Source organism: Paenibacillus sp. FSL R5-0473 (assembly GCF_038004565.1).
Taxonomy (GTDB): domain Bacteria; phylum Bacillota; class Bacilli; order Paenibacillales; family Paenibacillaceae; genus Paenibacillus; species Paenibacillus amylolyticus.
The window spans coordinates 6,027,976-6,048,232 of sequence record NZ_JBBORL010000001.1; the positions used below are offsets into that span (position 1 = coordinate 6,027,976).

19 protein-coding genes are annotated in these 20,257 nt (G+C 43.8%); 16 read left to right on the plus strand and 3 right to left on the minus strand.

Features of this window, described 5'->3' with window-relative positions:
• Positions 1 to 3 precede the first annotated feature (3 nt).
• From MKY28_RS26560 to MKY28_RS26575, 3 genes are all read left to right on the plus strand, one after another.
• The gene (locus MKY28_RS26560) at positions 4 to 1,857 is read left to right on the plus strand and encodes a hypothetical protein (protein ID WP_340937420.1); all 1,854 of its coding nucleotides are present in this window, start codon (positions 4 to 6) and stop codon (positions 1,855 to 1,857) included.
• Between the two features lie 192 nt (positions 1,858 to 2,049).
• On the plus strand, positions 2,050 to 3,189 hold the full coding sequence (locus MKY28_RS26565; protein ID WP_340937421.1) for a 5-methyltetrahydropteroyltriglutamate--homocysteine S-methyltransferase: 1,140 nt from the start codon (positions 2,050 to 2,052) through the stop codon (positions 3,187 to 3,189).
• Between the two features lie 601 nt (positions 3,190 to 3,790).
• The gene (locus MKY28_RS26575; RefSeq protein ID WP_340937422.1) at positions 3,791 to 4,555 is read left to right on the plus strand and encodes a leucine-rich repeat domain-containing protein; all 765 of its coding nucleotides are present in this window, start codon (positions 3,791 to 3,793) and stop codon (positions 4,553 to 4,555) included.
• Positions 4,556 to 4,712: 157 nt separating this feature from the next.
• Here MKY28_RS26575 and MKY28_RS26580 read toward each other — a convergent pair whose 3' ends face one another.
• Positions 4,713 to 5,804, minus strand: coding sequence for a GntR family transcriptional regulator (locus tag MKY28_RS26580; RefSeq protein WP_340938054.1), 1,092 nt, complete (start codon positions 5,802 to 5,804; stop codon positions 4,713 to 4,715).
• 434 nt (positions 5,805 to 6,238) lie between these two features.
• On the opposite strand from MKY28_RS26580, the gene MKY28_RS26585 reads away from it, so the two are divergent.
• From MKY28_RS26585 to MKY28_RS26605, 5 genes are all read left to right on the plus strand, one after another.
• Complete coding sequence (locus MKY28_RS26585; RefSeq protein WP_036671833.1) at positions 6,239 to 7,855, plus strand: xylulokinase; 1,617 nt, start codon at positions 6,239 to 6,241, stop codon at positions 7,853 to 7,855.
• Position 7,856: 1 nt separating this feature from the next.
• A complete protein-coding gene (locus MKY28_RS26590) occupies positions 7,857 to 8,552 on the plus strand; it encodes an L-ribulose-5-phosphate 4-epimerase (RefSeq protein ID WP_340937423.1) in 696 nt (231 codons plus the stop codon).
• A gap of 314 nt (positions 8,553 to 8,866) precedes the next feature.
• Positions 8,867 to 10,285 (plus strand): L-arabinose isomerase, encoded by a 1,419-nt coding sequence (gene araA, locus MKY28_RS26595; RefSeq protein WP_133386379.1) that lies wholly within the window; start codon positions 8,867 to 8,869, stop codon positions 10,283 to 10,285.
• A gap of 160 nt (positions 10,286 to 10,445) precedes the next feature.
• A complete protein-coding gene (locus MKY28_RS26600; protein ID WP_340937424.1) occupies positions 10,446 to 11,216 on the plus strand; it encodes an AAC(3) family N-acetyltransferase in 771 nt (256 codons plus the stop codon).
• Positions 11,217 to 11,550: 334 nt separating this feature from the next.
• The gene (locus MKY28_RS26605; RefSeq protein WP_340937425.1) at positions 11,551 to 13,245 is read left to right on the plus strand and encodes a histidine kinase N-terminal 7TM domain-containing diguanylate cyclase; all 1,695 of its coding nucleotides are present in this window, start codon (positions 11,551 to 11,553) and stop codon (positions 13,243 to 13,245) included.
• Positions 13,246 to 13,320: 75 nt separating this feature from the next.
• Here the strand turns inward: MKY28_RS26605 and MKY28_RS26610 are convergent, their stop codons facing one another.
• Positions 13,321 to 13,668 (minus strand): helix-turn-helix domain-containing protein, encoded by a 348-nt coding sequence (locus MKY28_RS26610; RefSeq protein ID WP_340937426.1) that lies wholly within the window; start codon positions 13,666 to 13,668, stop codon positions 13,321 to 13,323.
• 164 nt (positions 13,669 to 13,832) lie between these two features.
• Here MKY28_RS26610 and MKY28_RS26615 point away from each other — a divergent pair, with 164 nt between their 5' ends.
• From MKY28_RS26615 to MKY28_RS26650, 8 genes are all read left to right on the plus strand, one after another.
• Entirely contained in the window at positions 13,833 to 14,636 is an 804-nt protein-coding gene (locus tag MKY28_RS26615; RefSeq protein WP_340937427.1) for a DNA-binding protein, read from the plus strand.
• Positions 14,637 to 14,820: 184 nt separating this feature from the next.
• The gene (locus MKY28_RS26620) at positions 14,821 to 16,041 is read left to right on the plus strand and encodes a WXG100 family type VII secretion target (protein WP_340937428.1); all 1,221 of its coding nucleotides are present in this window, start codon (positions 14,821 to 14,823) and stop codon (positions 16,039 to 16,041) included.
• Positions 16,042 to 16,070: 29 nt separating this feature from the next.
• Positions 16,071 to 16,481 carry a hypothetical protein gene (locus tag MKY28_RS26625; RefSeq protein ID WP_339787604.1) on the plus strand — a complete coding sequence of 137 codons (411 nt, stop codon included), beginning with the start codon at positions 16,071 to 16,073 and terminating at the stop codon, positions 16,479 to 16,481.
• A 66-nt stretch (positions 16,482 to 16,547) separates the two neighbouring features.
• Positions 16,548 to 17,015 (plus strand): hypothetical protein, encoded by a 468-nt coding sequence (locus MKY28_RS26630; RefSeq protein WP_340937429.1) that lies wholly within the window; start codon positions 16,548 to 16,550, stop codon positions 17,013 to 17,015.
• Between the two features lie 476 nt (positions 17,016 to 17,491).
• Positions 17,492 to 17,896 carry a hypothetical protein gene (locus MKY28_RS26635; RefSeq protein ID WP_340937430.1) on the plus strand — a complete coding sequence of 135 codons (405 nt, stop codon included), beginning with the start codon at positions 17,492 to 17,494 and terminating at the stop codon, positions 17,894 to 17,896.
• 118 nt (positions 17,897 to 18,014) lie between these two features.
• Complete coding sequence (locus MKY28_RS26640) at positions 18,015 to 18,494, plus strand: hypothetical protein (protein WP_340937431.1); 480 nt, start codon at positions 18,015 to 18,017, stop codon at positions 18,492 to 18,494.
• A 33-nt stretch (positions 18,495 to 18,527) separates the two neighbouring features.
• Positions 18,528 to 18,857, plus strand: coding sequence for a hypothetical protein (locus tag MKY28_RS26645; protein WP_340937433.1), 330 nt, complete (start codon positions 18,528 to 18,530; stop codon positions 18,855 to 18,857).
• Positions 18,858 to 18,894: 37 nt separating this feature from the next.
• Entirely contained in the window at positions 18,895 to 19,440 is a 546-nt protein-coding gene (locus MKY28_RS26650) for a hypothetical protein (protein WP_340937434.1), read from the plus strand.
• A 96-nt stretch (positions 19,441 to 19,536) separates the two neighbouring features.
• Here the strand turns inward: MKY28_RS26650 and MKY28_RS26655 are convergent, their stop codons facing one another.
• Positions 19,537 to 19,962: a hypothetical protein gene (locus MKY28_RS26655; protein WP_340937435.1), complete on the minus strand. Its 426-nt coding sequence runs from the start codon at positions 19,960 to 19,962 to the stop codon at positions 19,537 to 19,539.
• Positions 19,963 to 20,257: the final 295 nt, after the last annotated feature.

A 20,257-nucleotide genomic window follows, 5' to 3' on the forward strand; every position in this document is an offset into this window, starting at 1 on the left:
AAGATGCTCATTGTGCTTCATTTTGTGATGGGAGTTTTATTGATATTCTCCTTTCTTGGTTATATGCAGTTTGTACGGAAGGGACTTTCACTACGTTGGGAGTTCATCCCTGTATTTGTGTTTTCCTCGATTGCCTGCCTTGTTTTCATAAGTGGTTTGGCAGGGCAGCTCTTTACGGGCAGCCTTGTCATCCTGATTGCAGGTTTGCTTTTATATGGGGGAATGTTGTTTCTCAGGCTGCGCCGAGGGGCATCATTACGGTTGTCCTTTTCCATATTCCAATTTTCATTCCTGGCAGGGACTTTTGTTTTCTTGCTGGTGCTCTTTCAGAACCAATTAACACATTACGATAATTTCTCCCACTGGGCTATCGTATTGAAGCAGATGTTGAGTACAGATGCCTTTCCGACGCCAGACTCCAACCTGATTGATTTTAAAAACTATCCGCTGGGGACTTCGTCGTTTATTTATTATGTCTGTCGCTTCATGGGGCACTCCCAGTCCGTAATGCTCTTGGCACAGGGATTGCTTATCTTTTCCTGTTTTTATGCCATGTTTGGCATTGTTTCGGAGAAGAAACGCTTTCTTCTGTACGCTTTTCTTGGACTCGGGTTATCTACACTTTCGTTTTTCAATCTTACGATTCGGATCACCAACCTGCTCGTGGATTTCTTGCTTCCGATCTACGCGCTCGCGATCTTGGCAGTGATCTACCAATATCGTAATGAGATCAAAAAGGCATGTATTGTTGTTCTTCCGCTTGCGGGATTACTGACCATTATCAAAAGCACGGGTATTATTTTCGCCGCGATCGGTCTGATATTCCTAGTGTATACATGGCTAAAACATAAACAAAAGTTCAGTTGGAAAACAGCGCTCGCTGTAGTGGGTACGATCTGCGGTGCGCTGATTCCCTACTTCAGCTGGAGCTGGCGAATGGCAACGGTGTTCCAAGGGATTGATAACAAGTTCGATGTGGCAACGTCGGGGATACAGGCGGGCAAAACGCCAGAGCAGATGCGTGAGATTCTGTGGACTTTCCTCAAGGCCAGTACGGATCTGACAACACGGCCAGTGATCGGCATTGTTATTTTCCAGCTTATCGCAATCGCAGCTTCTGTATTTGCCATTGTCGTGCTCAAGAAGAAGTGGAACTTGTGGAAAGCACTAATTGCACTGGACGTTGTTCTGTTACTGTATTACGCAGGGATCCTGGCCCTGTATCTCTTCTCCATGCCATTGGATGAAGCAATTGTCCTGGCTGGATTTGAGCGTTATGCGTCCAGTATCGTGGTGCTGTTCGCCGGTGGGCTAGTGTTGTGTGCTGCGATCGACCTGGAGCGATCATTTCACTATCGGATTGGTGAAGTGCCTGATTATCAATCCTTTAAGACGGTTGAGACAAAAGGTCATTATCAAAAAGGCATTATCGGCTGTATGGCGGTTGCGGCCACCATCCTTTTGTCCGAATATAATGGTATCGTGTCTATCGCCCAAAGTTATGATACAACGCTCCCTTACAAGATTCATGCGGTTACTGGTGATCGGTGGTACCCAGGTGGGCAAGAGGATAATAACAGATATCTCTTCTACGCCTCAGACAGGGACCAACAAGTCACGAACTATTACATGCAATATGTAGGGAAGTATTTCTTGTATGCTCCTCATGTGGACGGGATTGTATTGTTCTATGAGGATAATATGGATAACCTTCTAAGCGGCTATGATTATCTAGTGGTCGTCGAGACCGATCTCAACGCCAAGTGGTTGCTGAAAAAGCATTATGGCATCGACATGCAAGAGGGGATCTACAAAATCACCCGTGCCGGGGATCAGATCGTTCTTACTTTGACGTGAGATCACAATTGTTGAGATCCTGTTCTGAGCATCAGGTCAGGATAGATGGAATACATGATTGTATATAGAGTCTCCTTAAATATAGCCCGCTATAGCTAATACCTATAGCGGGCTATAACTCTTTCGTAGAACAGCTATTCCGATCGGATATGTTATATTTAATTCTATAATGATAAACGGGGAGATTAAACTATGAGCATACAAACAGAACCTAAACAACGAACAGTCACTCCATTTCGATATGATATTGTTGGCAGTTTCCTGCGCCCGAGTGCGTTGAAGGATGCCCGATTAAAATACCAGAACGGCGAAATTACCACGGAACAGTTGAATGAAGTGGAGAATGCCGAGATTGTGAAACTTGTACAGAAGCAAAAAGAGGTTGGACTTCAGGCTGTAACGGACGGCGAATTCCGCCGCTCTTGGTGGCATCTGGACTTCTTCTGGGGACTGGATGGTGTAGAGCGGACAATCATTGAGGAAGGTTACCGATTCAACGGTGCGACATCCAGACCGGAAACAGCTCGTCTGAGCGGCAAAATCAGCTATAGCAGTCATCCATTTGTAGCGCATTATGCCTTCTTGAAAGAAGCGGCTGGGGAAGACGTTGTTGCCCGTCAGTCCATCCCAGCAGCTGCACAGTTCCTATTCGAATTGGACCGGGCAGATAATAAGGAAAGCACACAGGCCATCTATCCGAACCGCCAAGAGCTTCTCTCGGACATTGCCGTGGCGTACAAAGCATCCATCTTGGCCTTTTATGAAGCCGGCTGCCGTAGCATCCAGATTGATGATTGCACGTGGGGTGCACTGTGTGACCAACAGTTCATCACAGTGATGGAGCAGATTGGCGTTAATGTGGAAGAGTACGCAAACGAACTCGCAAAACTGAACGAAGATGTGGTATCTGGCCTGCCGGAAGACCTCGTGGTAACCACTCATGTCTGCCGCGGTAATTATGTTTCGACATTTGCAGGAGTCGGTGGCGGTTATGAGCCGATTGCGCAGACACTTCTGAGCATCGATAACTACTCTGGTTTCTATCTGGAGTTTGATACGGAACGAGCTGGTGACTTCAAGCCGCTTCGTTTCCTGAAGGACAATCAGCAGGTTGTACTTGGCCTCTTCTCTTCCAAATTCGGAGAGTTGGAGAACAAGGAAGATATCCTGAAACGGATTGAGGAAGCTACACAATATGTTGATCTGGATCGAATCTGCCTGAGCCCGCAATGCGGCTTCGCTTCCACGGAAGAAGGCAACCATCTGACCGAGGAACAGCAATGGCGCAAGCTTGCCTTCATTAAGGAAATTGCTGAAGAGCTCTGGAAGTAACTTTTTCAACGTCATTCATCATTCACGCATGTGTTATGTATAAGAAAAAATCGCTAAAAAGCCGTACGGACCATCTTCCGTATGGCTTTTTGGTGTATCCTCACTTTTGAGTGGATGTTTGATCAGAACCCATATCAGCCAAGAGAGTGAAGCCATGGGTAGAGATGAGAATAACGGATCAGGGAAGCGGCATGACTGAGGAAGAGGTGTGGTGGACGAAATAAAATAGCGACAGTTAGGACAAAGGGATCTTTGTCGCGACTGCCGCTATTTGTCTATCTCGCATGAAATCGCCCTTTAGGCACCACCATCGGTGATCCCGAAACGGGGTCTTCTATGACCGTACATTCCAATCCGAAAATGTCTTTGACCTGTGGGGCGGTTATCACCTCTGCGGGCTTACCCTCAGCCACAAGTTTCCCGGTATGAAGCGCAGAGGGTTACATTCCTTGATGAAGTAGTCCATTATCCGTTCTTAACGGAACAGTTATAGGATGAGAGCAGGAGGGGTTCTATTAAATTAGGATGAAAATAATATCCATGTATTACATTCCAGATCATGGTATATTTGTATTATTAAAATAATGTAAGGAGATTCTACATGCATAATCAATTCATCAAAAAGTTGATCGTTCTTTGTTTGGTTTTTGTATTATTACCAGCAACGAGCGTTTTGGCTGCGTCGTCACTTATCAAAGACCCGGTCCTGGCCAAAGTTATTCGAGCAGATTTGAAGATGTCGGCTAAGAAGGAAATAAAGGTTGCCGATTTGAAAAAATTAAAATCCATATATGCTATGGAAACAAAAAGTAAGATTTCTAACCTGCAAGGTCTTGAACATGCCGTTAATATGACGGATTTATTCTTGCCTGGTCAAAATATAAAAAATATTAAGCCACTCAACAAGTTGAAGAAATTGACGTTCTTAGCTGTTGAAGGCAATCAGATTGCAGATATCTCACCACTTTTAGGTCTGACTAATCTGCAAAATCTGGTTATGGACAATAACAAAATCAAAAGCCTGGCTCCATTAAAAAATATGCATAAGCTGACCAGTTTACTCGCCAGTGGGAATCAGGTGACCGATCTAAGTCCCCTTCAGAAATTAAAGTTGGAATGGGTTATTATGAATGATAATAAAATTCAGGATCTGACTCCTTTAAAAAATCATCCGACCTTGGAGTATCTATATGTAGAAGATAACCTCATTGAGGATATTGCAGTGCTCGATACCATCCCACATCTAACAGAGGTATATTTGGCTAACAATCCGTTGAATGAGCGAGCAGAACAGGTTGTGAAAAAGTTGGAGAAGAAAGGCGTCGTTGTAAGTCTGGTAAGCGAAGAAGCGGATCAGGCGAAGTAGTTTCGATTAGAGAAAATGTATATGTATATGTAAGAAGAAGTTAATCCCTCATTATATTGAACAAAAACAAAGAAGGCCGCAGATATTCTGACGGCCTTCTTTAATTATGTTGGACAGAAACGCTCGGTAACAACTTAACGCCCGTCCCACAACAATATTATTCCACTACGATCTCCTTCACCGTCTCCCCCTCAACCAGCACTGGCTGATAGTAGGTGTTCGTTGGCAGATCTTTTTTGCCTTGCAGATTCTTGATCACCCAGTCGGCAGCATCGCGGCCCATTTGTTCTTGGGGATGGGTTAGCGTTGTCAGCCTGATGTTGGCGTTCTTGGCGATGTACGAATTGTCCTGTCCAATGATGGATAACTCATCGGGGATCGAGATGCCCAGTTGCCTGCAGGCGTTCACGACCTCCAGTCCCACCTCATCGTTGTAACAGACGATTGCGGTGAGCGAATCCCTGTTTTCGTCCAGATACGTTGCTACATTAGAGGATAAACCCGGTTTCGATGCGGTATCAAAGGAAAGCACTTGCTCAGGATGGAACCTTAACTTCGCTTCACCCAGCGCCTTGATGTACCCCTTCATCCGGTACTTGCCTTGTAGATCATCCATTTTGGCAATAATGCCGATCTGGGTATGGCCTTTGGCGATCAATTCTCGTGTGGCAAGATAGCTGGATTGCACGTCATCCAGGCAGAAGAACGGAACCTCCAGCTCTTCATAGAACGCATTAATCATCGTAAACGGCACATCCTGCTCTTTGAAGGACAGGTAGTATGCAATGTTTGGGTTGTACAGATTACTTTTGGTCGGCTCGACAATCAGGCCATCCACACCATAGGAGAGCATCATTTCGAGGGCTTTTTTCTCCTGCGCTACATCATTATTAGTACTGGCCAGCAGTAACGAGTAGTTGTCCTCATTCAGACGACTCTCAATACCGCGAATGATGGACGGAAAGATATAATCCGAGATGTATGTCGTGATCACACCAATCGTTTTCTTAGACGTATTGCCACCTGATCGTGATCGATACTGATTACTAACGTAGGTTCCTGACCCTTTTTCGCTTCGTAAAAATCCTTCGTTCGATAACTCCAAAATAGCCTTCCGCACGGTCTGGCGACTTACGGTGTAGCTTTCCTGTAATGCCAACTCGGTTGGGATCTGTTCGCCTATGCTATATGTCCCCGAAAGGATATGACTCTTTATATCATCAATGATGAACTGATATTTTGGCTTCACGTAGTCCACTTCTTTCATCGTTACTCATCTATATCAACGTTGTTGTTCAAATAGTTGTACGTACATATTTTAGCATGATTCAGATAGAATGAAAATAAAACCGAACATTTTTCAAAATAAACCGTACATATCCAGCCTTTTTGGATGGAGGTGTACCTTACAGCATAGTCATTTTATAGCCATATAAGACCTTTGAATGGTTGAATAGACTACAATATATGTCCTTTGTAAGTATAACTATTATATATTATTGACAAATGTACGTACAAAAAATATACTAAGGCTGTCAGAAAAGGAAAGCGCATTCTTTGAAAACACAACAGGAAGCATTTATACAAAATTCGTGATCAGTTACTGCCATGAGTAGAAGCTTCACCTTATATATGCATCCTTTGGGATGTGAAATCGTGACCGGAGAGGGGATACACGTGATTATGAGTCAAATGGACTTGAAAGAAGCCATTACCAAGGGCGCTACTTCGCTCGGTATTGAATTTGGATCAACGCGGATTAAAGCGGTGTTGATTGACGAGCGTTTTGAGACCATCGCATCAGGCAGTTATGAATGGGAGAACCTCCTGAAGGATGGATATTGGACGTACAATCAGGAGGATATCATCACAGGTCTGCAAACGGCTTATCGTGAGATGAAGCAAGATGTGGAACAGAAATACGGAATCACGCTGCGAACGGTCGGTTCTATCGGATTCTCGGCCATGATGCACGGATATATCGCATTGGATAACGCGGGTGAACTGTTGGTACCTTTCCGCACCTGGCGTAACGCTACGACGGGGGTAGCTGCAAGAGAGCTAACGGATCTTCTGCAGTTCAATATTCCTGAACGCTGGAGTATCGCCCACTTGTACCAAGCGATCTTAAATGAAGAGGCACATGTGCCACGGATCGATCACCTGACAACTTTGGCTGGATACATCCATTGGTTGCTGACGGGCAATAAGGCGATTGGGATCGGCGATGCTTCAGGCATTTTCCCAATTGACGAGGCTACACATAACTATCATCCATCCATGATCCAACAGTTCGATGAACAGATCGCAGGCAAAGGCTATTCGTGGAAGGTTGAAGATCTTCTTCCCAAAGTGTATCTCGCTGGTGAGAATGCAGGTGAGTTGACGGAAGCGGGAGCCAAGTTGCTCGACCCTTCACAAGATCTGCAAGCAGGCATTCCGCTCTGCCCGCCAGAAGGCGATGCAGGAACGGGTATGGTGGCAACAAATAGCGTGAGAAAACGTACGGGAAACATCTCCGTCGGCACATCCGTATTTGCGATGATCGTACTGGAGAAGGAATTATCCAAAGTGTATCCCGAGATTGATATGGTCACCACGCCGGATGGTAGCCCAGTAGGGATGGTTCATGCCAACAACTGTTCCAGTGATATCAATGCATGGGTAGGACTGTTCCGTGAATTCTCTCAAGCGATGGGATATGAAGTGGATAACGGCAAGTTGTTTAGTGTGTTGTTTAACAAGGCTTTGGAGGCAGACCCTGATGGTGGCGGCTTGCTCAGCTACGGTTACTACTCAGGTGAGAACATTACGGGACTTGAGAAAGGCCGTCCATTGTTCGTCCGCTCCCCGGAAAGCAACTTCAATCTGGCAAACTTCATGCGGACCCATCTGTTCAGTGCCTTCGGTGCACTCAAGCTGGGTATGGACATTTTGACGGAGGAAGAGAATGTGGCGATTGACAGCATTTTGGCTCACGGTGGCCTGTTCAAAACGCCTGTCGTCGGGCAACGGATTGTAGCCGCTGCGATGAACGTGCCGGTGTCGGTAATGTCTACCGCTGGTGAAGGTGGCGCATGGGGCATGGCGCTTCTGGCTTCCTACATGATCAACAAGGATCAAGAGGAGAGTCTGGATGTGTTCCTAGAGCAGAAAGTCTTTAACGATGTGGAGGGTGTCGAAGTGGCGCCGGATGCATCCGATGTGAAAGGGTTTGAAGCATTTATCGAACGCTACCGGAGTGGACTTGCGATTGAGCAATCAGCCGTAGATCATCTGGTAGAGAACGGGAGGGAATAACATGTTAGAACAACTGAAAGAAGAGGTATTCCAGGCGAATCTGGAACTGCCCAAGCACGGACTTGTGAAATTCACATGGGGTAACGTCAGTGCAATTGATCGGGAAAGCGGTCTGTTCGTGATCAAACCAAGTGGCGTCAGCTACGATGTGATGAAAGCAAGCGATATGGTTGTGGTTGATCTGGACGGTAATGTGGTGGAGGGTGAGATGAGACCTTCCTCGGATACCGCAACACATGCCGTACTATATAAGCATTACTCGGAGATTGGTGGCATCGTGCACACACACTCCACATGGGCGACCATCTGGGCGCAAGCCGGACTGGACGTACCTGTAATGGGAACCACACATGCGGACACGTTCTATGGAGCAGTGCCTTGTGCACGTTTCCTGAATCAGGACGAGGTTGATCGTGGGTACGAAGCGGAGACAGGACGCGTCATTATTGAAACGTTTGAACGGCGTGGGATTGATGTTATGGCAGTTCCGGCTGTACTGCTCCATGGTCATGCGCCGTTTACGTGGGGGAAAGATGCCAAGTCTGCGGTGGTGAACAGTGTCGTGCTGGAGGAAGTGTGCAAAATGAACCTTTACGCGCGGCAGTTAAATAACTTCGCGAAGGAACTGCCACAAGGCATTTTGGATAAACACTATCTGCGAAAACACGGAAAAGACGCGTATTACGGACAGAAGTAATTAGGTTATGTAGCGATCGGTTGATAATAATTCAAGCGAATAGGTTGTTTGTTACTACTACCAATGAAGTTGTATCAGACTTTTACACGATAACGGAGAGTGCAGAACCAATCTGAAGAAGCGAAGCTAAAAGCTTTCTGCAAGAAAGCTAGTTCGGAAGGATATACTTCGCGTTTATCACAGGATTTTCCCTTTGCAAAAAGGGAATCAAAAAATCCGGGGATAACCAGCGATCGGAAGATGGTACTGCAATCGCAGTGTTCTAGTGTAAACCCAAATGTTCAACTATAAAATAATGAAATGAGGATGATTATATGTCAGCAGCAAAAGAATTCTGGTTTGTGGTCGGTTCACAGCACTTGTACGGAGAAGAAGCCTTGGGCGAAGTAAAAGCCAACGCACAGAAAATCACGGATGCCCTTAATGCAAGCGGCGTACTGCCATACCCGCTCGTATTGCAGGATCTGGCGGTAAGCGCAGATAAAATCACGAGTACGATGAAGGAAGTCAACTATCGCGACGAAGTAGCAGGCGTCATCACATGGATGCATACATTCTCCCCGGCGAAAATGTGGATTCGTGGTACAAAATTGCTGCAAAAACCTTTGCTACACTTGGCAACTCAATTTAACGAAAGCATTCCATGGGCAACGATCGATATGGACTTCATGAACCTGAACCAAGCCGCACATGGTGACCGCGAATATGGCTTCATCAATGCCCGTCTGAGAAAACAAAATAAAATCGTTGTTGGCTACTGGGAGCGCCCAGAAGTGCAACAACAGGTTGCTGACTGGATGGACGTAGCGGTAGCTTATAATGAAAGCTTTAACATCAAAGTAGCTCGCTTCGGTGATAACATGCGCAACGTGGGCGTAACCGAAGGTGATAAAGTTGAAGCACAGATCCAATTCGGATGGACCGTTGATTACTTCGGCATTGGCGACCTCGTGCAATACGTGAACGCTGTAACAGAGCAGGAAATCGATGATCTGATCGCTCAGTATGGAGACCTCTACGAGTTCGATTACGGCACGAACAGCAAGGAAGCTTGGGAAGCCAGTGTACGTGTGCAAGCGAGTTATGAAATTGCGATTAAACGTTTCCTGGACGAAGGTGGTTACAGTGCCTTCACTACAAACTTCGAAGATCTGCATGGCATGAAACAACTTCCGGGTCTGGCTGTGCAACGCCTGATGGCACAAGGGTACGGGTTCGCTGGTGAGGGTGATTGGAAAACGGCTGCGCTGGATCGCTTGCTAAAAATTATGGCTCATAACGAGAACACGGGCTTCATGGAAGACTACACATACGAGATGGCCACTGGACAGGAAGCGATTCTGCAATCTCACATGCTTGAAGTAGATCCGACACTGGCCAGCACGAAACCGAGAATCATCGTGTCCCCACTGGGTATTGGCGATCGTGAAGATCCGGCTCGTCTTGTATTCGACGGCAAAGCAGGCGAAGGTGTCGTGGTATCCATGGCAGACTTCGGTACACATTACAAACTGCTGATCAATGAAGTATCTGCATTTGAACCAACCGTTCCAGCACCTAATCTGCCGGTAGCACGTGTTCTGTGGAGCGTGAAGCCGAACTTCCAAGATGGAGTGAAAGCATGGATCGAAAATGGTGGTGGTCACCATACGGTTGTATCCTTGAACCTGACGACAGATCAGATCGTGACTTATGCGAAGCTGGTGAATCTGGAGTACGTTATTATTAAGTAAAAGTTGAGCGGTAGCTACTGCCTGAACTCAACCAATTTTTTTCTCTGTGGCCGGGGGTTAACCCTCGGCCCTTTGTTTGTTATGCTGAGAAGCATGATGTGAAGCTGAGCAAGGATTTGCTTTTTCATCGAAAAGGGATAAGAAATGAAGGAGGAAGGACATGTATACAAAAGAAAGCTTGATGCAGCAGCTAGAGCAGCTTGGTATGGATAGGCAAGGCACGTTGCTCATTCACTCTTCAATGAAAAGTATAGGCGAGGTTGAAGGTGGAGCAGACACGGTGTTGAATGCCTTTAGCGACTATATGAAAGAGGGATTGTTGGTGCTTCCCACGCATACATGGTCTACCATTAATGCGGATAACCCATTGTTCCACGTGGAAAATTCTACCTGTTGTGTCGGTATTCTGCCTGAACTTTTTCGTAAACGTCCGGGCGTAGTTCGTTCGTGGCACCCGACGCACTCAGTAGCAGCACTGGGACGGGACGCAGAGGCATTTGCGAAGGACGATCATCTCTTCGATACACCGTGTGCGAGAGGATCAGCATGGGGGAAACTGCTCGATCGGAAAGCGACGATCTTGTTAGTAGGCGTTGACTTGAAGCGGAATACATTTATCCACGGAGTCGAAGAGTGGGTGGACATCCCTGGCAGAATGACGGACGAGCATGAGATGCTTTATACGGTTTTACCAGATGGAAGCCAGATTTCAGTACCATCCCGCAGACATTGTGGGTTGCCATGGTCGGAGCATTTTTGGAAAGTAGACGAGGTATTGGTTCGCGAAGGTGCGATGCGTAAAGGAATGCTCGGTGATGCGGTCGTAAGAGTGTGTGATGCGGCTAAGACAGCAGAGGTAATTACGGAGATGCTCAAGCATAACCCCGATCTATTCACGGACAATCTCCCTCTACATGCAGTAACCGAATGATACAAGGGCCGTCCGGTAGCCGGATGGCTCGATATCGACCACTTGATGATAGCTGAATAACTCCCGAGCAGATGATCTCCTCTCCTGTTTGTACTCTAAACCTTCAAAAGCATTCATAAATATCAGAAATAGATCAGCATTTCGATCAGAGGTTGGTCGGACTTCCAGTGTATGGGCTACTCACCCTTATGGTGGTGTGATAAGATATGGTTAAATTAACCAATAAGTTTGGCGTAGCAGAATTGTATAGGTGTTTATTGAAGTTATATATAAGTATCACATAGAATCATGAACAACCACGTTGTCATTGTAGCATCTAAGAAGGAGAAGATTCGTGAACCCTTTAGTATGGTATGATCTCTTTTTATTTGTCCTTTTGTTTGGTGTAGGTGTATATGTGTTTGCTACGGTTAGAATTACGAACTTACATAAAGTGTACTTTTTATTTCACGGGTTGATGATGCTCTGGCCTTTCTGTCAATTTGCGAGTACGCTCACGGATGATTCCGGTCTGCAATTGTTCTACGTTACCTTATCTTTCGTTGCGGTCTCCTTGCTTGGGAGCGGGTGGCTTCTACTGACGATCTTTATTACCGGTTATTCAGAACGTCTGAGTACAAAAGGAACTTTTCTGCTATTTGTCCCTGCGGTGATCGGGGCTATAGGTGTGGTCGCAAATCCATGGAACGAGTTCGTGATTCCACTGGAGGGCGGGTACATCGAGCGGGATTACGGCCTTTGGTTCTGGGTTGTGATGACTATTCTGGTGAGCTATTTCTTGACTTCTCTCGTGGTTCTATTCCGGGCCGTGTATTCTTCGCAGACGTCTGCCATGATCAAAAAACAGGTGAGAATCACCCTGTTGGGCATCTTGGTCTTGGCTGTGTTTGCAACAATTGATGCGATTCTGAATGTCGTTCTAGCCCGCTGGTTGCCGATCATTCCTGGTATGACTTCGCTGGGGATCTTTCTGTCTGACCTCTTCTTTGTCTATGTGATCAAAAGATACAATGTGTTCGATCTGGTCTCCATCGCCCATGAGGATGTAATCAATACCATTCCATATGGCATCCTGGTACTGGATGAGAATGATGTCATTGTTGAAGCGAACAAAGCCTCACGATCCTTTATGGATCTGCATGTGGGGGATTCTTTTGATATGGAAGCTTTTCTGGAGTCTGTTCATGTCGTGGGCAGCTGCCGGGAGTTCGTCAATCACTATAAGAAAAAAGAAAATTCCCTCTCTCACATTGAAGTGATCGTGGAGCGGGACAACAATATCCGGCACTATATCCTGCAATCTTCTCCGATTGTGGATTCGGCTCTTGTGCCGATCGGTCATATTCTCACGTTCCAGGATGTCTCGCAGGAGCGTTTCTACGTGAAAGAGATGAATCGCCAGAACGTAACGCTTCAGGAGCGAAATCAGGCGCTAGACCTGATCCGTCAGGAGTTATCCGAGGCCAATCGCAAACTGGAGGAACTGGCGCTGACGGACAGTTTAACCAACTGTTACAACCGTCGTTATCTGACCCAACATCTGAATCACGAGGTCATTACCAATATTCAATACAAAACACCATTTTCACTCCTGTTGCTCGATATCGACTACTTCAAAGCCATCAATGATCGCTACGGACATGTCATCGGGGATGAAGTGCTCGTTCGCACGGCGGAGGCGGTCAAACAATCCATTCGCAGTACCGATATTCTGACACGTTATGGCGGGGAAGAGTTCATGATCTATCTTCCGCACACGGAGCATGATCTAGCGAACCAGATCGCGGAGCGCGTAAGATTAGCGGTGGAGTCCAACCACATTATGGTGGATCACGAGATTACGCAGGTGTCGATTACGATTAGTATTGGGATTCTGTCCTTTGAGGATTTTGAAGTTGTGCATGTGCCGGACAATCCGGAGGGGTATTTGACTCAGCTATTCGCTGCGGTGGATAAGGCGTTGTATCAGGCGAAGCAGAATGGGCGCAACAGAGTGGAGTTTGCGGAGTTTGAGCGGGAAGTTATTTGAAAAGAGAAATAAGATAAGAGTGGAGACGTACTCCACTCTTTTTGGTGTTAGCGTATGATTTTGATGTAGAGATATTTATTCGGAATTTTTATGTGATTTTTCGATAGCATTTAAAAATTCTTTGCTAATTTTGGTCAATGATACGATTGTATCTGTACTTTTGCCGCTTATTAAAGTTATATGTTCATCCAAGGCTTTTTTGTACTCAGAGTCTTCTTTGAATTTAAAGATTTCTTCAGCAGTGACCTGCAATCCATTGATTATTTTCTCAAGAGTCTCCAAAGAAATGTTACGATCTCCCCGTTCAACTCCGCCAATATAGCTGTAATGAAGACCTGCGGCTTCCGCCAGTTGTTCCTGAGTCCAGCCTTTTGCCTTCCTTAACTCACGTATTCGATTTCCTACGTCCTCTGGTAAACTCATTTGATCACCTCCACTTAAGGTTAGAAGAGGTTATAGAATCCTTACAGACTAATATGTGCAAACTGTATCATTGAATAAAAGTACTTATAAGTACAATTTATGTTGCTCTTCTTTTCATTTATCTATACAATTATAAGAAAATGAATAATTAAGGAGGGTTATCTTTGCGGAAATCTATCCTAAAATCACTCAAACCGGACATCATTGTTGAAATGTTGGATATGGCTGTGGCTTTTGAAAATTGGAACAAGGTGATGGAGAGGGCGGACATGTTATATCAATGTGTTCAGTCTTTCCATGAAGAGCGGCAGGAGTATCGGTTAAAGGGAGTGCCTGCACCACATATAAACATCGAGCGGCCCTTGGTCTACTATTACGGGTTCAGCCATTTGATGCGGGGTATGGCTCACCAGAAGATGGGACAGGTAGATCAGGCGAGGGCATGTATCGATCAATATGCAGAACTGGGATGGTTGGAGGATCTGGATGAGGTAGGTATGCTGGTGGTACAGGAGTTCAGACATAAGGCACTGGTGAATCGATATGCTCTTGAGATTGAAGCCGGGCAGGTGCAACTGCTGGAGGAGTTTGTGAACTTTTTGCTTGAGCATCCGGAGGAAGGGTTGGCAGGTCTGAAGGTGATTACTGAGGCAGCAGTGCGGCATAGGTGGCAGATTGATCGGCTTTTACATGTGTTCGAGGATCAGATGCAGGGTATTGGCAAAGACGATGGTTCTTCAAACAACGATAATATGTACCATTACTGTTATCAGCGGGCTCTGTACGAACATTGGATGGGAAGACCACAGGAGGCCATGGAGTTCATTTTACAGGCAATCTGGTTAGCGAATAAGCTAGGGATGGATCGGTATTTTATAAGGTGCACGGCATTGTTGGAATCATTGCGGGAAGAGGCGACAGCGGAGCAGATCGGGCGGTATCGGGTCATGTTGGAGGGGATGAAGTAGGAAGGGTATTTACTGAAACTGATAGGATATGCCTTGAAGTGGGTATATGCATATAGGACCATAGCACCGATGAGGAGCACAGCTTGTGTTTTATCATGGTGAAATCAGGATGTTAGCCGGATAGTTTAGATATTACACTTCTGCTAACATAGGATAATCCTATTTCAAATGAGCGGAGAAACGTATGAGTACAATCAAAGTTACCCCTGAACAACTACATCACGTATCGAATCAGGTGGATCAGGCCAGACAACAGTTTGAGAGCATAAGAAATGATCTGACGAGACAGATCATGTTCGTTCAGATGATGTGGATGGGCGCGACGCAGGAGCGATTTTACTATGAGTTCGAGCAGTCACGACCTATACTGGATAAAGCGCTGGAGAGTATGGTGAATACATCGAAGGAATTGAAGGATATCGCCACGCGTTTCCAAGATGCAGATGCTCAGAAGGTAAGTCTCGGTGGTGCGTTTGGAGCAGTTGGTGCCGCAGCTATGATGACCAAATCATCAGGTGATTCAAATTCGGGTGATAAGGGCTATCGGATGGCGCAAATCAATATGTTCGGTAAATTGGTATGGATGCCCGTCAACGAGAATGGTGTTGCGGATCAGGCTGCTCTTCAGGCTTATCAGAGGGATCAGGGAAATCTGGACTTTAATCGCATGCAAGCTGTGAACGTTGAACCGCCTGGGGAAGATATTTTTGCGTTACAGATCAAGGCGTTTGAGATGGGCATTCATCCTACGACGGGAGAGCCTGTATCAGATAAGTATGCTCAGATGATGGTGACCTCTCTGAAGTTTAGTCAGATATTCATGGCGATTCAGATGGTTCGTGGGAGCATGCCGGGACGTTCAGGACCGTTTAAAACTTCGTCATCTGGCTTGGCATCTAAGATTCAGAATAATATAAAGAAGGCTGAATCCAGAGTTGAGAATACTCAGACCGATAACAGCTTGGGAGCGACTCCAAAAACTGTTATCAGTTCAGAAATGGAATCTAAAATATTGGAAGGGCAGCGAAAAGTCCCGAAAAATATTTTGATAGGTGGGCACTCACCCAATATAAACAATAGCAACAATAGTTATGCTGTAGAAGTAGTAAGAAGTAATCCGGATGGAACTAAGTATGTTCTTTTTACTAAACAATTCGAAGATGGAAATATTTCTAAACTTAAGCATAGTACTTTGTTTCCAAATTCGTGGAGTGAAGATAAGATTATTGGAAGTATAAAAGATGTTGGAGATACGCCCGCCATATCATCAAGAATAAGAGATAGGGCTACGTGGCATCGTGAGAAGATTGATGGTGTAGAAGTTGATGTAATTAAAAATGGGGATGAAGTTAGTAGCGCCTATCCTACAGGTGATGTAAACGCACCCCAACCAGCAGGTTTCTAAACTTATAAAATGAAAGGTAACTATAAAATATGTACAAACAATTAGATAATCTTTTATCGGCTGTAACGACAGTTGATTCCTGGTATGATGACGGTTGTATCATAGCAGCAGAAATATTGGAGGATTTCGGACAAAGTGATTGGGATCAGTTAGCAATTGAGGTGTTAGATAAGCCACTGTACTGGAAGAAAAAGCTGGCTTACTGTCTAGATAGTACACAGCACACACAAGAATTTGAAATCCTGCTTTCTCTACTTTCTGTTGAAGACAGCGAGTTGTTTGAAATATGTATAGATACATTAAGAAGTTACACATCTACTGAACATAAGCAACGAATTATAAATCATCCAATGATATTAGATCGTGTGCATAATGCAATTTCAGGAGCAGGCACTGCCAGCAAAAAGATTCTAGAGGATTTTCTTAAGGGGTTAAAATAGGTGAAATGAGTATAATGAAAAACTAACCTATTTTTTGATTTTAATATGCTTCTAGAGAGGATTAGTATGGATTTAGCATTGTACCTATTTTATAAAAAAGACACTCAACAATTAGCGGAACTATTGTTGAGTTCACTACAAGATTTTTCTCAGGAGACTCACATGAAATCGAGGGATGGTTATTACACGATTACCAATCCTAACTTCTCATTTATCGTACAAGACGATGATGAGTTAGTGTGTTTTACGAGAGAAGAGTTAAATTTAAATATCAATTACTGTATCAATATTTCCGTTTTTTCACGTTCACCCAAAGAGGGATTACAAGTTATATTCCAAGCGATTAATACTCTAACGGACAGATTAGAAGAGGATATCGCATTGACAGATAGTGAATCTGGCGTGGTCTTTCTGCGGTCCGACGGTCAGCTTGTCATTAACTCGTATTGCAGAGAGAACCCTGATATTTATGATTGGCCTTATGATTTACTTGATGGGAACTTTATTGAGAAGGATATGGCAGGGTTGATTTAAGAAGCTGGGAGCTCACTTTCAAAAGGAGATCTTCACAATTCGAACGGGATGATGTATAGAATCGGTCAGAGTACATTTTTTATTAAACCGGTTTCTTAGGGAGAATGGTCTTTAAAGTTAGCAAGAAATTGATAGTAAGTCATATACTACGAGGTAATTTAATGGCTAAAACACAACATAGTAAATGGCTGAGGTTAGTAGGTAAGGAAGAAAATAAATATGAACTAAACTGCCCAAATTGTGGACATTCCAATATACACTTTCAGTATGTCGGGGATATACGGTCAAGAATAGGGTTTTTAGATATATGGTGCTATTCTTGTATTCATGGGATTCATATCTCCCGGACCAAGATTCCTGAAGGTGTAGATATGATCTCGTTTGAAGAGGAAGATGAGTATTATAAGCGAGTACCTAAGTTGATTCTGGTAGAGCGAGGGTAATGCTCTTTATAAGCGTTGGAGAGTTGATGAACTGTGAAAGAAGAAAAAGTTAATGACGTTTTTTATGTGGGGTACGAGAGGCAACCGGAGATATTAATTTTATTTGAAAACTCTACCGAAAAGAATATTCTAAAAATGTGGAATGGATATTTTGAGACATTATTGGATCTTATGTGCCAGTACGAGTCTACTGACAATGGTATTCTACAAGAATACTATGCCCATGAAGGTTGGTATGAGGAAAGTCCATGGGAAGTACAGGACCTTGATTCGGCTATTCATTTATTTAAGTCCTTCAATGTGAGTAAAGTAACTGGTGAGCAAATAGAGAATGTTAAGAATATTGTTTCTACTCTCCCAGAAGTAGCACATCAGATATCAACATTTTTAGAATTAGCCAATACGAACGGTTGTAGCGTGTATATTGAATTCGACTGATTGCGATCAAGGAACATAATTTCAAACGATAACGCAGTTGCCAGGGCTGCGTTATTTAGTCGTTACCTTGTACGTAACTCTAAATAGGTTTAATAGTTAATCGAGAGGAGAGCAACACATGGGGCAGCTACTAACCAAAGCTATTGAACGTTTATCGTCTATTTCATTTGAGGATACAGAAGGTAGCTCACTAGAATCTTCTTCTCATGTTTTGATTAAAGAATATCTTAGACGCGTTAATCAATTATTAAACGAGATGGATGCTTCAATAGATCAATATCCCCTATTTAGTTTTGCTAAAATTCTTGGAAAAGCTATAGATGAAAAGGTATATCGAGCTTGTTCAAAACTGGACACGCTAGGAAAACCTTATGTGAAGGTAATTTGCTACGGTTATTTAGAAGTTTCCGAATTAGCAGATCAAGGAGTGGGTGAAGTAATTCAATACATCGACCTCTACGAACCAATGATAAAACTCTTTGAACGAGGCGAGAGTTTTACCATAAGACAAGGCGAAATGGTTGTAGGTGATTCAGCGTATCCTCTTAAGTATTGGAGACAATCAAATATTTCAGTACAAGATATTAGCGACATCTAATAGGATCATGTTGATCAAACTGGGGGGATACTATTGTCCGTAGGTCTATATAGATATAACGGGGATATAGAAGATCGGAATTTTGAACTTACACTCAGTGAGAATATTGCTACTCAGGAATTTTACGATGAGTACTGGGAGGCAGCAATACATGAATTAGGAATAGCCCTGATTCGGGATGGATCTAAAATATATTTTCACCAATTAGAAGCTGCTGTAGTTGAGTTAAATCGATTAAGTGAGTGGGTAAAGGAACATTTAAACGGAAGTGGGTTAGATTATATGATGGGTAGAATTGAAAATTTACTTGATATATTACCTAGCGCATTTATTAGTGAAACTACAATTCTGTATATATTCTGAGGTTAGTAGCGACTACAGAGCGGGGAGTGCCCTGATTATGTTCACTTTATCTTTCAAGGCTATCGATAATTTTGATGAAATTAAACAAATGTCTGCAAAGCAGTTTGATCTAACGAAACAAGATATCGAGGGAATTATTGAATTGGACTTTAACGGAAGTAAGTACGGTATGTTCTTTGACGATTGTCCATTTGGTAATGAAAGACTTATTAGATGGTTTGTGGACTTACTGACTATAGTCCAGAAGATTAGAATACATCAATATGTTGCTTATCGAATTCCTGATAGCGCTATTTTGTGGCTTGAGTTTAAACAGCAGGGAGTGGAACTACAAGTTAGTTTAGTAGAAGATATTGATCGGGAAGTTATTCTGGACTTATTTATTACTGAACCAAACGAGGAATTTAGATACTCAAATTGGAATGGTGTTAATGTAAGTTCGGCATCCTTTACAGAAGAAATTATGAAAAATGCACATCAGTTATTAGATTTTTTTACTGAATTGAATCCTGACATACTGCAGAGTACGAGTATTCAAATACTTCAGGAAAAGTTAACCGATGTAAAGCGACTGAACTCATAGAGAACCTACTTTGCTGAAAATGTGGATTACGAAGGATAATTTCAAATCGAACTTTTAAGCATGTAGTCACTTTGAATACAGGATATAAGAACACTCTTATTCTATGGCATCATAAAGTTCCGACATTCGGTCAGCCAATTCCAACTGTGGCTGCATTCGCTGATGATTCATATCGGTAGGTGTCATATACAGCACTTCTTCTCCCTGCTCAAACATTGTTACATGGAACAATACCCCTGTAGCATCTTCTTGATCTGGATCAATTACAATTTCTAAATCGCGTACCTTTTCAATCCATTCCTGAATCAGCACTTGATCTGTAGTTGTTTTTTTAGTACCATCACCACCAGTCATCATTTCAATAGAGTCAACCTGTTTAATATCGCCAGGATAAAAGGTGTGTAATTCCTTCTGGACTTTATTTACTTCGACTTGATCGGGCTGATTAGAACTTTGGCAGCCGCTAAGAATCAGGACCATAACAGTAGCAAACATTAAGGCGATAAGTGAATATCTTCTCATCGTACTCCCCCTCTTAGTCCCTAAACGAATTTTGCATTTGAAATGTTCCGCATAAACTCTATTTTGTTTAATCCTTAAAGTACATCGAGGTTACTGGTCACATTTGCTGGAAGACTACGAAACTGGATTGTAACTCTTCGAGGAATCTTGCATGGTTCTACCTGTAAACAATCCCGGATCGTAAAGAAAATACCTACTAATCAAGCCCTCATATGTAACAAAAAACATGAAAAATCCGCTCTCATCCGAGAGTCGGATTTTTTCTCGTTCTAACACCAATATAACTCTTGTCAAA